Annotated in this window: 9 protein-coding genes; 3 read left to right on the top strand and 6 right to left on the bottom strand. The window is 42.8% G+C overall.

The annotated features are described in order from the left end of the window. The first annotated feature begins 258 nt into the window (after positions 1 to 258). A complete protein-coding gene (locus FC093_RS01590) occupies positions 259 to 807 on the top strand; it encodes a C40 family peptidase (RefSeq protein ID WP_137259982.1) in 549 nt (182 codons plus the stop codon). Between the two features lie 139 nt (positions 808 to 946). Here the strand turns inward: FC093_RS01590 and FC093_RS01585 are convergent, their stop codons facing one another. The 5 genes from FC093_RS01585 to FC093_RS01565 all read right to left on the bottom strand — a co-directional run bounded on the left by FC093_RS01585 (position 947) and on the right by FC093_RS01565 (position 10,309). Next, positions 947 to 2,257: an alkaline phosphatase family protein gene (locus tag FC093_RS01585; RefSeq protein WP_137259981.1), complete on the bottom strand. Its 1,311-nt coding sequence runs from the start codon at positions 2,255 to 2,257 to the stop codon at positions 947 to 949. A gap of 300 nt (positions 2,258 to 2,557) precedes the next feature. Continuing rightward, a complete protein-coding gene (locus FC093_RS01580; protein ID WP_137259980.1) occupies positions 2,558 to 3,478 on the bottom strand; it encodes an endonuclease/exonuclease/phosphatase family protein in 921 nt (306 codons plus the stop codon). A 350-nt stretch (positions 3,479 to 3,828) separates the two neighbouring features. Continuing rightward, complete coding sequence (locus tag FC093_RS01575) at positions 3,829 to 5,646, bottom strand: RagB/SusD family nutrient uptake outer membrane protein (protein ID WP_137259979.1); 1,818 nt, start codon at positions 5,644 to 5,646, stop codon at positions 3,829 to 3,831. A 30-nt stretch (positions 5,647 to 5,676) separates the two neighbouring features. Then, complete coding sequence (locus FC093_RS01570) at positions 5,677 to 8,949, bottom strand: SusC/RagA family TonB-linked outer membrane protein (protein WP_137259978.1); 3,273 nt, start codon at positions 8,947 to 8,949, stop codon at positions 5,677 to 5,679. Between the two features lie 307 nt (positions 8,950 to 9,256). Continuing rightward, positions 9,257 to 10,309, bottom strand: coding sequence for a FecR family protein (locus tag FC093_RS01565; RefSeq protein ID WP_137259977.1), 1,053 nt, complete (start codon positions 10,307 to 10,309; stop codon positions 9,257 to 9,259). 153 nt (positions 10,310 to 10,462) lie between these two features. On the opposite strand from FC093_RS01565, the gene FC093_RS01560 reads away from it, so the two are divergent. Then, on the top strand, positions 10,463 to 12,598 hold the full coding sequence (locus FC093_RS01560; RefSeq protein WP_137259976.1) for a phosphocholine-specific phospholipase C: 2,136 nt from the start codon (positions 10,463 to 10,465) through the stop codon (positions 12,596 to 12,598). Between the two features lie 206 nt (positions 12,599 to 12,804). Here FC093_RS01560 and FC093_RS01555 read toward each other — a convergent pair whose 3' ends face one another. Next, positions 12,805 to 13,461, bottom strand: a complete 657-nt coding sequence (locus FC093_RS01555; RefSeq protein WP_137259975.1) for an RNA polymerase sigma factor — start codon at positions 13,459 to 13,461, stop codon at positions 12,805 to 12,807. Between the two features lie 314 nt (positions 13,462 to 13,775). Here FC093_RS01555 and FC093_RS01550 point away from each other — a divergent pair, with 314 nt between their 5' ends. Continuing rightward, positions 13,776 to 15,119 carry an FAD-binding protein gene (locus FC093_RS01550; protein ID WP_137259974.1) on the top strand — a complete coding sequence of 448 codons (1,344 nt, stop codon included), beginning with the start codon at positions 13,776 to 13,778 and terminating at the stop codon, positions 15,117 to 15,119. The last annotated feature ends 208 nt before the right edge of the window (positions 15,120 to 15,327 follow it).

Here is a 15,327-nt window from a genome sequence, read left to right as displayed (position 1 = left end):
TGTAAGCAGGAAACTTAAGCGTGTATCATGCTACTTAATTGAGAATGGTATTAGTCCTATACTTTCATACAGCCCTCTTATACTGCAAGATTAAAAAGGATTGTTGCCGCAAGTAAATAGTAGCATAGATGAACTGTAAAATAAATTGACTGAACTGCGCAGGTAAGCGAAGGAAATGAGTATCTTATTGTAAGCCTTGTAAAATTTGGGATAAGTGATATAAAAAAGCGTAAGCATGGTTTTTGATTTTTAACCTATATGAAGTTCTATTTTATGGCAGGCTGTTTATTATTTACTACAGCTTGTTCCAACATACAAGAACAAAATGACACCAATGACTCAGCAACAAAAACAACCCTTGCTGCTCCGCTTTATGATTCCATCCACGATGGGCTTATTCAAACAAATAGTGTAACACCACAACAGATAGTTGACTATGCTGAAACACTGATTGGTATTCCGTATAAATATGCATCTGCCAATCCTCAACAGGGTTTTGATTGCTCGGGCTTCATTACGTATGTATTCAACCACTTCAATATCGAAGTACCCCGCTCTTCTGTTGAGTTTACCAACGCTTATCCCGAGGTACCTGTTGATAGTGCAAAAGAGGGCGATTTGATACTTTTCACCGGCACTGATAGTACAGAAAAAGCAGTCGGGCACATGGGGATTATTGTTTCAAACAGTAATGGCAGCATTGTTTTTATTCATTCCACTTCGGGTAAAGCCAATGGCGTTACCATAACCCCATTGAACGACTATTATAAGAGCCGTTTCGTAAAGATTGTAAGCATATTCAAATAATATAATTCATTGAGATAGGTTCCGAGTAAGCTGCCGCTCAATTATTATTTGTACAATCTTTTTGATGGTGGCCATTACAGCATAACGACTGCATTACCGACAGCCAATTATGCTGTAATACTTCTTTCTTAGAAAAAAATCATTTACTTATCAGTCCTGCCGGCACTTTGCCGGTAGTAGAAGGAAAAGATAATTGAAGCAATTTTGCCACTATCGGGCAGATATCTCTTTCGTTCATCTCGGGGATAACGGTACCTTTTTGTATGCCGGGCCCGTAAGCAATAAAACCGGTTTGTATGTCTTTAAAATTGGGAAAGTAGCCGTGTGTGCCGCCATGCCCCGGCTTTATGTCATCGCCGGTAAATGCACCGCTAAACGAAGTACCATTGAGTCCTGTTAACGCAAGTGGCACTTCGGGATTAGCACCTATAGCATCCAGCTTTTTTCTATCCACAATGGCAAAAAGTTTTCTTTTATCTTCCGGCAGTTTGTTTAATATCTTTTTTACCTGGCTGATTACCTGAGGGTCATTGTTTTTTACATATAAATAAGCCGAGCCACCCACCGTAAAAAACTGCGCTTTCCAGTCGTCATTTTTTACATCATTGCACAATCCGTTTTCTTTAAGCCACACATTAGGGCTCAATGTTGTTTTTACATCTACAAAGCCATGATCGCCGGTTACAATTACTACCGTGCTATCCCAGCTATTAGTTTCCTTCAATGCCTTTACAATAATGGCAACTCCGCTATCTGCATCCTGCACCGCTTCCTTTACCATATCACCATTCCTGCCTTCCATGTGTTCGGCATGGTCCACTGCAAAAAAATGAATAGTCATTAAGGTAGGCTGCGCCTTTTGAATAACATACGCTGCAATGCGGGCAACATTTACATTTTTGCCATAATCAATCTTTTCAGCACCACTAAAAACAGTAGCTTTTAATGTATCAACAAAGCCAGCAGGCTTTGAATATTGTTCACGCACTTTTTCGCCCAAACTGCCAATATCCGGAATATTGTAGGTTACAGGTGCATCTGCAGATACGGGCCATAGCAACGCTGCGGCAGTGAGTCCTTCCTCCTCCACTGCTTCCCATAAGGTAGGGCTATGAATAGAACTATCATTCCAATAAATTTTACCGGTTGGTCCATTAGGTTCAAACATGGCATTGAAATATACGCCATGTTTTGCCGGTTGTACGCCGGTAACCATCGTGGTGTGCGAAGGATAGGTCATGGAAGGAAATACACTGTTTACACCTTTCGCATAAGCACCATCTTTCATCAATGCCCGCATATTATCGGTATGCCAGTTTGTATCTAAATAAAAATCAGGACGGAGCCCATCTACACTGATTAACACTACATGCTTTGGATGTTGGGCAAAACTGTATGTAGTAAAGAGTAATAGCGCAAATGCGAAGAATGTATTTTTAGTATTGATCATGATAATGTTTATAGATGATATTGTCTTTATAGGTAAGTGTATTTTATCACCAGGGATGTTTAGAAGGTGATTTTAGTATTATAGTTCTTTTTTGGTTACTTTTTGTCTTGACACAAAAAGTAACCAAAAAAATCAAGGACAATCCGATCGCTCCGCGCGTTTGTCCAGGCCAACGCCACCACTTAGCCTTAGATGCATTTCTTGTTTTTGGATAAACGGTTTGGCTATCAAAATCTTTCGGTCATGTGTGTTGTCCACTTATCAAAACTTATAAAATGGCTACCCATTTTATTCTATTACTTACTGATGATATTCCACTTCTGCCATTACGGGAAAATGGTCGGATGGCTCGCGTGCCGTGTACTTAGAGAGCTTTACTTCTTTCGGGAAGTTGGCAGAAGCTGTACCTGTAGTATCCGTATTGGCGGAGCGGTAACTATCGGTGAGTATGCCATAGCGATTAACGGTAAACTGTTTACTTAAAAAGATATGATCAATGCGACTGTCTGTTTTGCTGTCACTTTTAAAATTATTAAATGTACCATTGAGTGCGTACTTGATAGGTGATAATTCATACGCATCTTTTAGCACGCCCGATGTATTAATCAGGGTATAACTTTCATTGTTTTGATCTACATTAAAGTCGCCGGTAAGAATAGTAGGCGCATCACCTGCCAGCTCCTTTATTTTAGCCAGCACCAGCTTCGAACTTTCGGCACGTGCTTTTACACCAATATGATCCATGTGCAGATTGAAAAAGTAAAAAGTAAAGCCTGTTTTATTGTCTTTAAATTCGCCCCAGGAGCATATTCTTGGCAGTGCCGCATCCCAGCCTTTATTGGGACGGTCGGTAATGGTGGACATCCAGAAGTCGCCTTTTTTTAGCAATGTAAATTGGTTGGTTTTATAAAAAATGGCGGAGTATTCGCCTGCTTCTTTACCATCATCCCTGCCAATACCTATGTAATCGTAATTTGGCAAACTACTTCTCAAATCCACCAACTGGTTGTGCTTACATTCCTGTGTACCAAAAATATCAAAGTCGTGAAACTGGATCAACTGCGCAATTACCGGGTAGCGTTGCCCCCACCCGTTGCCATTAGCCGAATCGCCTGCATTGGAATTGCGCATGTTGTAAGTGGCAATACGCAATGTTTGCGCCTGTAGTGATGAAGTGATAATTAGTAAAACTGTTATAAAAATACCTGTTATTTTCTTCATATAAAATTGATGTTTTTAAATATGTTCCTGAATGTACGCCTTAACTGATTTTATCCGCTTTTCTTATTAGAAGTGTAGGACCAATATGCAATTAAGCTGCGTTTATCATATATCCTACGCAATTAAACTCCGGCTTTGTCGTGCTGAAGCACGAAGCATCTGAGTTTAGAAATAAATCACTAATCAAGGCCTATGTTGATTTTACTTATAAACTCTAATGCCTCGTGCCCTGCCTTTAATTATAGCATTAAACAGCAACACTATCCCAAACAGTCTTTGTATGTATTCCCGTTTAAATCTTTAAGCTTTTAAGTGACAGCTTAGTCAGCAATTTTTAAAATCAATCTACCTTATTCCCAACCATTATTTTGCCCCAATGCCGGGTTCAACTGCACATCGGTAAGCGGTATGGGATAAAGGTATTTATAATCCTGCCAGTCCCTCGGTATATTATCGAGCCAGCGAATTTCGCCATACGTATCGTGCTCCAAACGCTGCGGGTTGGTTACACCGTTTACCGTTTCAGATACGTTGATGTATGTAACACCGTCCACAGGATTCTCGGGCATGGTTTTGTAAAAAGCCACATCATATACACCATCGCCGTTTAAGTCGAGCGGTATATTTAAGCCCGGCACATAAAAGCCGTTCCATGTTTGCAGCAGCAATTCGCCATGTTTCCATCTTACAAGGTCATAGAAGCGAAAGCCTTCGAGTACCAGTTCAATACCCCGCTCTCTGCGTATTTCCATCAGCGAAGGATCGGTAACATCTTCAAAATAATTGGCTTTCATGTATGGGTCAAGTACCGTAGGCTTGGCAGTCGTTCCGCCGGTAATACCTGCTCTTGCACGCAATGCGCCAACGGTCATTTTCCAATCATCATCAGTCAGTTGGCCCAGTTCAGCTCTTGCCTCTGCGTAGTTGAGTAATATTTCGGCATAGCGCATTACACAAATGGAATTAATATTATTTGCACCATTGTCGTAATACGTATCATCCAACGACCATTTGATGGGTTGATAACCGGTATAAGTATAGGAGAAAACGGGTGGCGCTGCTATTATTTTACCACTGCTGGTACGCAGGTAGCCTGGTGTGCGGATCGTTTGCTGCAACCGCATATCACGGTTTTGTGTTTCATGTGCAAACGTCATCGTATCGTGGCCGGGCACATTGGTAAAAGGCGTACCATCTAAGTTTAAATAGGTATTGATAAAAGTGCGGATAAAGCTGTAACGTACCCCATATGTAGAACTGGTGTAATACCAGTTAGCATCGTTATATACGCTTAAGCTGGTGCTGCTCACATTAGACAACATTACTTCGCTGTTAACCGGCGCTGTACTGATGAATAACTGGCGGTAAGACAGGTTGGTGCCACCGGCTGTATTCAGCGTAAAGCCGCTGCTGTCCATTACTATTTTGGCAGCATCAACAGCCTCCTGTAGCCATTGATTGGCGGTAGCACCCAGGTTGTAACTCGTCTGGTATTTCCGGAAGGTACCTTCAAACAGGCACACACGCGATTTGAAACCATAGGCTACCCATTTAGTGATCTGGCTGCGTGTAGGATCGTCGTTTAAGGTAATGTTTGCACAGGCAAAATTCAAATCTGCCAGGATAGAATCCATCACCAGTGTACGCGGGTCTCTGCCATTATACAGGGCAGGATCATCTACGGCCAACGGCGTGCTGATCCAGGGCACATCACCAAAACGTTTTACTTTATCAAAATAAAACCACGCTCTGAAAAACCGGGCTAAACCAATGTAATTATTCCGAACCGTTTCGGACAGTACAGGATTATTGCAATTGGCTATAAAATAGTTGATGTTGCGCAGTGCTGCCCAATCCCAGCCGGTGCTTTGGCGGGAAGTATAAGCGCCGGTACGCAGGTAATCAGCCACCTGGCTACGGCCACCATAATCAGCCATTTCGTCACCCCTGAAGACATCGTTGATGCTGGGCAATATTTTATTCGGTGTTGTGGTGCTATAAAAAGAATTGGTATATAGTTTCAGACCATCTTCGTTGCTGAAGATGGCATCTTTGGTGGCCGTGGATTGCGGTGTCTGATCAAGCTCTTTGGTACAACTTACCGTAGTTGCTACAGCTATCGCAAGTAGTAACAATAGTTTGTTCTTATTTCTTATTGTATTCAGCATAAAATATTTTCTTTTAAAAATGTTATCAGGTTATAAAGTCACACTAAGACCAAATGTTACACTCTTTAAAATGGGGTAGTTGTTGCCATTACCATTGTTGCTTGTGCCAGTGAGTATTACATCCGATTTGCCAATGTTTTCCACATCTATGTTTTTCGTTACTTTATATAGTGGCGACCACGACCACAGGTTTTCGCCCGATACATACAACCGTACGGCGGTCAGCTTCCAGTGGTTAACCAGCGTTGCGGGTAAAGTATAGCCAAGCTGTATGTTTTTTAAGCGGATGTAAGCTGCATTCTGCAAATATTTGGTTTGCTCAAAGTGCAATTCACCCTGACTGTTTTGCGCCACGTAGCCGCGGTATCTTGGCCAGTAAGCATTCGGGTTTTCTTCGCTCCAGATGTTACCCACCTGCGATTTGAAAAGGTAGTTGTACGGACGGTTGTATTGTCCCCAAAACACATCGGATTCGCCACCCGGCCACCAGTCCTGCTTGCCTACGCCCTGGAAGAAAGCAGAGAACGAAAAGTTGGCATAATCAGCGCCCAGACTGATGCCGTAACTGTAGCGCGGTGTTGTATTGCCTATGACTGAAAGATCGCCATGATCGTCTAATGTATTGCTCCCATTGTTAATTACTTTATCGCCGTTCAGGTCTTTAAATTTAATATCGCCTGGCAACCATTGCCCACTGGTAGAAGCTTTAAAAATTGCCTGCATGCCAGCAGCATCCGCTACATTATCGGCAGTCCAGTAGCCATCATTGGTATAGCCCCATATTTCACCAATTGTTTTACCGGCATAATAATCCGTCAGTTTATTACCGGTATTGTTGTACTTGGTAACGGTAGCCGTGTAGTCAGACATCCAAACGCCTATATTGTAACGGAACGGTTTATTGCTGATTTCAAATGCATCCTGCCAGGTTAAAGAAGCTTCCCAGCCATTTGTTTTCAAATCGGCATAGTTACCTTTGGGTATATCGGTACCAAACACGGCGGGTAAGGTTTGCCCTACGGTAAACATGTCGGTAGTTTTGCGGATATAAACGTCGCCGGTAAATGCCAGCCGGTTATTCAAAAAATTCATATCCAGTCCAAGGTCTTTCGTAGTGGAAGTTTCCCAGGTGAGTCCGTCGGGCAGTACATTGGGCTGGCTGGTTTGCTGTGGCCGTACGCCATTGATAACCCTGCCGGACTGGCTAATGGCAAAGTTTTCCAAGAATACATAAGAATTGATATTTCCATTACCCAAAGAACCATACGATGCCCTGATTTTTAAATCGGAGATGAAGGAAGGCGATACATGCCAGAATGATTCTTTAGCCACGCGCCAGCCGGCAGAAACGGAAGGGAAAAAAGCAAAGCGCTGGTTAGAAGGGAATTTGGAAGAGCCATCGTACCGGCCGTCTGCTTCTATCAGATAACGGTCTTTGTATGAATAGTTCAACCGGTAAAAACCGCCCATAATTGCCCATTTTTCGTAGCCGCCCGAAGTGCTGATATTCTGCCCTAATGCCAGGTTTAAATCAGTTGCATTGGGATAAATCAAGCCATTGCGGAGCGTTGCAAAATCGTTGGCAACCGACTGCTCGTAGTTGTAGCCAACGAGTGCTTTAAAATAATGCCCGCCACCAAACCGCGATTCATAATCTGCATAAATATTGGTAGCCATGTACTCATTTTTGTCGGCTGTCATTTGCAGGTCGTTGGTGGCAGTGCCCACATATGCTATTACGCCCGGCGTAACGCTGTATGGCACCGGCACGCGAATGCGCTTTTGATTATTATTGGTTTGCTGATAAGTAAAATCGCCCCGGATATGCACCTTATCAGAAAACAATCTGGCAGAAGCACCTACGGTGTTTTTAAAGAAATTATCGCTAAAATCAATACCATTTTTGCCATATACAAAATCGCCGACAGTATAAGCAGCCGATTGTGTAAACGTACCATCGGGGTTGAACAATACAGAAGATGGATGCCCTTCATCTGCCAGATTTCTCCAGATACCGCCGCCTTCGCCCACATTTAAGGGATTGTGGTAAAGCCGGTTGGTATATTGGGTAGTATTGGTTATCTGCAACCAGGGCAATAATTGAACAGAACCCTTGGCTGTAAAATTATACATCTTGTAATCATCGGAATTGTAACGGAACAAACCACTCTGTCCAAAATAGCGGCCCGTTATATAATAGCTTGCCTTACCGCTGCTACCCGATACCGATATATTCTGGTCTGTTGCGCTGTTATGATTTTTGTATAAGAGATCGTACCAGTCCGTATTGCCATAATATACATAGTTACCATTAGCGTCTATATCCACGCGCGGCAAAGAAGGATTTTCATTTCTTCTCTTAAACTCTTCCAGGTAAGCCTGAGAGAAAGGCTGTGTTTTATTGATGTTTTGCGGCACCTGCGAATAATCGTTCCATGCGCTCCAGGCTTCATTAAACATAGAAGCATATTGATAGCCGTTCGATACGATATCGGGCACCGCAGTAGGACTCTTGATAGAATAGTTGGAAGAATAGGTAAAAGTTGCCCTGTCTTTAGAAGGATTCTTAGTGGTAATCAACACCACACCAAAGGCAGCCCGGGCGCCGTAAATAGCAGCCGAAGCAGCATCTTTCAATACCGTAACACTGGCAATATCGGCAGGGTTCAGCAGGCTGGGGTCGCCCTGCACGCCATCTATCAGTACCAGGGCATTACCGCCTTGGCCAATAGAAGTGGTACCACGGATATTGTAGGTGGGCGACTGGGTAGGTTTGCCATCACCCATTACCAGGTTCAGGTTGGGGATAAGCCCTTGCAAACCCTGCGTAATATTGGGCAGCGAACGGTTCTCCAACACATCGCCGCTTACCTGCGCTACCGCGCCCGTAAGGTTTGCTTTACGCTGTGTGCCGTAGCCAACTACCACCACATCATTCAGTGCATTACTCTGCCCTTTCAGATTCACAATCAGCGAAAGCGTAGCACCGGGCTTTAAAGTATAGCCGGTCAACGTTTGCGATTCGTAACCAATATACAAAAAAGTGAAGTTGTACGCATCTCCCGCAGGCAAGCCCGAAAAATGGAAAACGCCACCTGTATCGGTTTGCGTGCTGGCTGTAAAATTGGCGTTTTTGTTGTTTACTGTTACGGTTGCATTGGTTAGGGGCGCTCCCTGTTCGTTCTTAACAATCCCCGTTACATTGCTGCGCTGCTCCTGCGCGCCTGCCTGTAAAGCGATAATGGACAACACGGCAAGTAATACATGCCGCCAAATGGGTTTTGTACAATTGTCTTTTTTCATAGCTGAGCATTGGTTTTAAAAAGTGAGCAAAAGTATTGCTGCCCCTGTGGGTACAGTGGTTTGTAACAATAATCTATCGTTACCTGATTATTATTTAATTATTAATCCTGTTGTATCCGGTGTTTTATTTAAAACAGCATCGGGATGTGTTGTACTATGCACCCTGATGACACTTAAGCAATCTGTTTGTTAAGCTTTATTGTTGTAAGTAATTGGACAGTATCAGCTCTTGTTAACCCCAAGTTCCACCCTGGGCTATGTGTTATTCGCCATTTAAACGAACTGCGTCCGATTACTTAAAATAGTATTACTGTTTTGCTTTTCTGATAATATATTGGTCATTCTTTTTATCAATCGTTAAATGGTTAAGCAATGCAATATCATGCAATATAGCATCCAGCGAATCGCTGTTGCTGAATTGTGCGGTAATATAACAGTTGTTGATATCAGCTTCGTTATAATCAATATTCACCTGGTAATAAAAGCTCAACTGGTCGAGCACTTCGCCTAATTGCTGGTCATTAAATTTATACCAGTCCGGTTTATACACCATTTCCTTTTCAGCTCTGTTTTTCTTGGCCAGATTCCGCTTTTTATCATTATGCGAATGAACGCTGGCTACGTATGTTTGTTTGTTATAAAACAATTCATCACCGGGCAGCAGGTACATATCTTTTACCAGTTTTTTATTAACCGAATCGGCTGATTGTACAACCACCTTTCCTGTATGCAAAAACACGCTGATGATGTTGCGATTGTCATAAGCATGTATGGTAAACGAAGTGCCCAATGCCGTAGTAGTAATAGCTCCGGTATAAACAATGAATGGTTTTGTTTTATCTTTTGCTACTTTAAAATAAGCTTCTCCACTCAGGTAAACCATGCGTTTTCCATTCACCTGAAAAAGGTTATTGTATTGTATGGTGCTGTTGGGCGATAATTCTATCAAAGAACTATCCGGCAATACAACACGCAAGCCTGTTGCTGCAGCAGCAAATTGCTTCCATACAGTATCCTGATGAATGGCTTGTTTACTGATTGCAGGCGAATGGCTATTATCCCTGATAATAAACTTCCACGCCAGGACTACCAGTAAGATAAAAGATGCAGCAACCAGCCATCGTTTGCTAATCTGATACATGCTTGCAGCACCAAATGTTTTGCTGCTTACTTTTTTTACAATTCTTTCCTTTACTTCGGGCGTAAGTTCGCCTTCCGTTTCAGTGTTCCTAAATTCTTCTTCAGGCATCAGTTGTTCAAGTGCTTCGGGATGCTCCTCTAAATAGCCAGCCACCAGCCTGCGCTCTTCTTCTGTACATTCGCCTTGCAAAAACCTGCTAAACAGTTCCTTTGTTATCATGCAATGTGAATGTATTATATAGTTATACGTTTGAAAGTAAAGCAACCCTAAGTGGGTAAAAAAATAATTTATTTAATTTTAGCCGGAGTTGCTTCAATAATTATAGCGATTTTCTTTTTAAGCGGAGCGGAATAAATCAAAACATAGTTATTCATGAGTTATTTAAACAGGCGAAAGTTCATTAAAATGTCTTCTGGAGCCGGTATTGCATCGCTTATATGGCCCTCATTGATCGAAAAGGCTTTGGCGGTAGATGCACATAATGCTACCAGGTCTATCGAGGATGTAAAGCACATTGTTATACTCATGCAGGAGAACCGCTCCTTCGACCATTATTTTGGAACGATGAAAGGCGTTCGTGGTTATGGTGATCGCTTTCCCATTCCGCTGGAAAGTGGAGAGCGGGCTTTTTATCAGTCAGGTGGAGAAAAAATTATCGCTCCTTATCGTGCCCATCGAAAAACATCGAATGCCGCACTCATTAATGGCACCCCGCACGATTTTCCGGATACGCAGGCTGCCTGGAACCAGGGAAAATATGGCTTCTGGCCTAAATTTAAGACACCTTATTCGATGGCGTATTACACAAGAGAGGAGATACCATTTCAATACGCGCTTGCAGAGGCATTTACTATTTGTGATGCTTATCATTGTTCGGTAGCTTCCGGCACAGACCCCAACAGAATTGTATTTTTTTCAGGATCTAATTTTAATCCTGCAAAACGGGCAGCCGGCATTAACTGCACCGATGAAGACTCGGAGCCTGTAAATCTTAGATGCTGGATAGAAGGCAAACTCCCCGATCCGGGTTATACATACGCAGGAAATTCGTTTAAATGGGCAACCATACCCGATGTTTTGGAAGCTGCCGGCATTAGCTGGCGTATTTACCAGAATCCAAACGATAACTGGACCGGCGCTATGCATGGCTGCCTGGCATTTGAGAGTTTCCGTACAGCAAAACCAGATACTGCCATTTACAAAAACGGAATGAGCCATTGGTCTTTGGAGCACCTGGCAAATGATGTAAAAAATAATACATTGCCACAGGTAAGTTGGGTATTGCCTTCTCAAAATGATTCGGAACATCCGGGTGCACCTTCCAGCCCATATCGTGGCAGTAATTTTACCCATCAGGTGTTAGCGGCAATTACCTCCAATCCTGAAGTTTGGAGTAAAACTGTTTTCTTCCTGACCTTCGATGAAAATGATGGACTTTTTGATCATATTCCGGCACCGGCAGTGCCATCGTATAACACAGATGGTACGCTTGCCGGAAAGTCAACAGTTGAGCTGGCCGGCATGTATTTTCACAACGATAAAAGTGCTTCAAAAAGAGACTACCTCGATAAGCGGGATACTATCAGCGGAGATATACGTCCCTGGGGAATGGGACCGCGTGTTCCTATGTACATTATTTCGCCCTGGAGCAAAGGTGGCTGGGTTGATTCGCAGGTAGCCGATCATACTTCGGTGGCGCAGTTTATCGAAAAGCGTTTTGGCGTTACTGTACCTGCCATCAGTCCGTGGCACCGGGCAGTCAGCAGCGATCTTACTACTGCCTTTGACTTTGAACATCCAAATGATCCTGTATTTCCCCCAATGCCAGATACATCCAACTATGCTTCGATTGATGCTGCTTCTAAACAGTTGCCGAAAGCAAAAGCTCCGCAAACGCCTGCACCGCTTTACCAGGAAAAAGGAAGCCGTTTTTCAAGAGCGCTTCCTTACCGTTTATACACCCATTCGCTGATAATAAAACAGGACAATACAATCAGGCTTCAATTTGAAAATAAAGGAAAAGCCGGTGCCGTATATCATGTGTACGATATGTATCACCTCGACCGTATTCCCAGGCGTTATACCATAGAAGCCGGTAAATGGCTTGACGATACCTGGAACCTGGCAGAAAACGGTGGTAAGTATGATCTGGAAGTGTTTGGAGCAAATGGTTATTTTCAAAAATTTTCAGGAAATGCTCAATTGCAGGAGCCGGAAATTACCATTCAGTACGACCATAGCAAAGCGGGCATATCCGTTACAATACATAATCAAAATAATGGGGCAATAGCTGCAACAATTGAATCTGGTGTGTACGAATACGGCGGTCCCTGGTCAGCTCAGCTCGCTCCCGGAAAAATAATAAAAAAGAGCTGGCTGCTGGCGAGGAGCGGCAACTGGTACGATTTCTCTGTGAAAGCGGGAGAAGGATATTTACGCCGCTTTGCAGGCAGGGTAGAAACAGGCAAACACAGCATCAGTGATCCGGCAATGGCTGCTTCTATTTAATGGATTTTTTCTCCACTTTTTCTTCTTATTGGACAATGAGCATTGCAGTGTTTAAAATTAGACAGACCAGCATTGATAAATTGTCCGCTCAAGAAATACGCTGGCTACAGCGTTGTCATTTTCCTATAAAACGTTAGTACTGCCAGAGACAACAGTTGTCAGATGGTTACCGAAAAAGAACTTTGTCCGCCTGGTTGAAACCGGAATTAAAATAAATGAAAGCATAAAGTGGTAAGCAATGTAAGAATTTGCTTCAGGTATTTGAGTGCTTTGGTAATATGAAACTCTACTGCTTTCACGGATATGGAGAGCTCGGCTGCTATTTCCTTATTACTTCTGTCCTGCAAACGGCTCATTTGAAATACTTTTTTTCTTACTGCCGGCATGGCTTCCATACGGAGCATCAGGCGTCCTTTTAGCTCTTGCGCGGTTACTGATTCCCATACAGTGTTTGTAAACGATACCGGATTATTATCGGCATTAGCAGCAAGCTTGCTTTGCGTTTGTTGCTTCTTCAGCAGATCTATTATGGTAGTTCTAACAATGCGAAACAGTTGCGTTTCGAAAGTAATTGCTTCATTAAGACTTTTGCGGTATTGCCACAGCTTGATAAAAGTGAGCTGCGTGGTTTCTTCTGCTATGTATTCGCATTTTGTTTTTTTGAGCACGTAGCGATATACCATTTCATAATGTGTATGAAACAATTCTTCGAAGATGAATGAATCCCCTGATTTCAAACCAGCAATCATATCGGCAGACAAGAAGCAGCGTTTAATTTGCAGGCAATGTAATAAAATATCGTTCACCGCAAAAAATTCACAGAAATTGGTTGTTGCAATTTCATAAGCATATTGCCTCAGCATTATAGTAGTGATATAAAGAGTAGTAAATATTGTATTGATAAGCTGAAATGAATATCAGCAGGTAAAGCAATATCTTTATCATCGCAATACGGTGTTGTTTACAATGTTTAGTTTTTACATTCATGCTTCGTAATTTCGACTAAGGGGAGGCGGGCACTCACACTGATAAACGTTGCAACGATGACGAGCCCGGAATGTAAAAATGCCTCGGTTCCCCGGCATGACGACTAACTTTCAACATGATAATTTTAAATAGCTTCTAAATAAAAACCAACAACATTACCCAATTTACAAACTACTTTAGTACCCTGTTTATGAACAAACGAACATTTATAAAATTATCTTCTACACTGATGGCAGCACCACTTATTTTGCCCATAAAAGATTTTGCACAGGATGAAACACTGATGAATTGGTCGGGCAATATTGAATACAGCACCAACAACATAAGTTACCCCGAATCGGTAGCAGCAGTGCAGCAGGCCGTAACAGCACACAGCAAGCTGAAGGTGCTGGGTACAAAGCATTGTTTTAACCGGATTGCAGATAGTAAGCACTTATTTATTTCATCGCGAAAGATGAATAAAATACTATCGCTTGATAAAGATGCACATACCGTAACAGTGGAAGCAGGCATTAAATACGGCGAGTTAAGTCCCTGGCTGAACGATCAGGGTTTTGCCTTGCACAACCTGGCATCGCTGCCGCATATTTCTGTTGCCGGCGCTATTACTACTGCTACGCATGGCTCGGGCGTAAAGAATGGCAACCTTTCTACTGCAGTAAGCGGGTTGGAAATGGTACTGGCAGATGGCAGTATAGTGCATCTTTCAAAAAAGGATGGAGATATTTTTAATGCAGCCGTAGTGGGGCTTGGTGCGTTGGGCGTAATAACCAAGGTAACGCTTGCTATACAGCCTGCATTTATGATGCGGCAATATGTATATGAAAACCTCCCCATGCAACAACTGCAACAGCATTTTGATGCCATTGTAGGCGCGGGTTATAGTGTAAGCTTGTTTACCGATTGGACAACAGACAGCATCAATGAAGTGTGGATTAAAAGCCGGGTGGATGATGCTGCAAACAGCAGTGCGAAAGCGGACTTTTTTGGTGCAATACCTGCTACTAAAAATGTACACCCGATAATAGCTTTATCTGCCGAAAACTGCACTGAGCAAATGGGCGTGCCGGGCGCGTGGTACGAGCGTTTGCCACATTTTAAAATGGGCTTTACGCCCAGCAGCGGTAAAGAATTGCAAAGCGAATATTTTGTTCCGCACCAACATGCAACGGAGGCGATTATGGCTATACAACAATTGGGTAAAGCTATCAGCCCGCACCTGTTTATCTCCGAAATACGCACCATTGCTGCAGATGATTTGTGGATGAGTCCCTGCTACCAGCAGGACTCAGTTACGCTCCACTTCACCTGGAAACAGGAGTGGGATGCAGTGAGCAAATTGCTGCCGCAGATAGAAAAAGCATTAGCGCCTTTTAATGCCAAACCGCACTGGGGTAAGCTCTTTACCATGCCTGCAGATGTGTTAGATTCCCGGTATGAAAAGCTGGCTGATTTTAAACAATTAGTTGCCAGATATGATCCACAGGGAAAGTTCAGGAATGCATTTTTGGAGGAGAAGTTGTATGGTGGATAGAAGGCAGTAAAACTGCTTGTACCATTTCTTAAACTACTAAGACATGAAAAGGAATGAAAGTGCATGAAGAGGCTTCTATATCATGTAAAAGGTTCCAAACTCTTTAAAATTTGGAACCTTTTACATGATATTGTATAGAATGATTGCTGATGGATGTTGTATAACTCCCGGCATTGTTTATGGTGTATGCTGAACTTGTTTTAGCAAA

This window comes from Ilyomonas limi (assembly GCF_005233845.1).
In the GTDB taxonomy this organism is placed as follows: Bacteria; Bacteroidota; Bacteroidia; order Chitinophagales; family Chitinophagaceae; genus Ilyomonas; species Ilyomonas limi.
The sequence above is the reverse complement of the archived record's forward strand: the minus strand, read 5'-3'. Positions and strand labels throughout refer to the sequence as shown.

What these genes read in the sequence shown, in the direction of transcription:
- FC093_RS01580 (WP_137259980.1), bottom strand. Translation starts at nt 3,478, where the DNA reads ATGAAGAAAATAACAGGTATTTTTATAACAGTTTTACTAATTATCACT.
- FC093_RS01575 (WP_137259979.1), bottom strand. Translation starts at nt 5,646, where the DNA reads ATGCTGAATACAATAAGAAATAAGAACAAACTATTGTTACTACTTGCG.
- FC093_RS01590 (WP_137259982.1), top strand. Translation starts at nt 259, where the DNA reads ATGAAGTTCTATTTTATGGCAGGCTGTTTATTATTTACTACAGCTTGT.
- FC093_RS01560 (WP_137259976.1), top strand. Translation starts at nt 10,463, where the DNA reads ATGAGTTATTTAAACAGGCGAAAGTTCATTAAAATGTCTTCTGGAGCC.
- FC093_RS01570 (WP_137259978.1), bottom strand. Translation starts at nt 8,949, where the DNA reads ATGAAAAAAGACAATTGTACAAAACCCATTTGGCGGCATGTATTACTT.
- FC093_RS01585 (WP_137259981.1), bottom strand. Translation starts at nt 2,257, where the DNA reads ATGATCAATACTAAAAATACATTCTTCGCATTTGCGCTATTACTCTTT.
- FC093_RS01565 (WP_137259977.1), bottom strand. Translation starts at nt 10,309, where the DNA reads ATGATAACAAAGGAACTGTTTAGCAGGTTTTTGCAAGGCGAATGTACA.
- FC093_RS01550 (WP_137259974.1), top strand. Translation starts at nt 13,776, where the DNA reads ATGAACAAACGAACATTTATAAAATTATCTTCTACACTGATGGCAGCA.
- FC093_RS01555 (WP_137259975.1), bottom strand. Translation starts at nt 13,461, where the DNA reads ATGCTGAGGCAATATGCTTATGAAATTGCAACAACCAATTTCTGTGAA.